Source organism: Psychromonas arctica, from assembly GCF_038155225.1.
In the GTDB taxonomy this organism is placed as follows: domain Bacteria; phylum Pseudomonadota; class Gammaproteobacteria; order Enterobacterales; family Psychromonadaceae; genus Psychromonas; species Psychromonas arctica_B.
Genome location: NZ_JBAKBA010000383.1, coordinates 1 through 213, shown reverse-complemented (window position 1 = coordinate 213; position 213 = coordinate 1). Strand labels below are relative to the sequence as shown.

Sequence of the window (213 nt, the reverse complement as noted above, 5' to 3'; positions counted from 1 at the left end):
TGTTATGTTGTTGCGCTTTTTTTATAAGGTAACCATTGATATATTGAATTTCAGTCTCGCTACCGTAATAAATATCCCTATTCTTTGATGAATAATTTCCAGCAGTTGCTTTAATTACATTTGAAACAGTTTGTTGTAACTCGGTCACTTCAATATCAATCTGCTCAGCTTCTGCAATACTAAATACTTCTAATACTACAGGTTGAATTAAAG

Annotated in this window: 1 protein-coding gene; it reads right to left on the bottom strand. The window is 31.5% G+C overall.

From position 1 onward, the window contains the following. The coding region (locus V6255_RS18860; protein ID WP_341629471.1) for a ketopantoate reductase C-terminal domain-containing protein at positions 1–213 on the bottom strand (213 nt) is incomplete at both ends.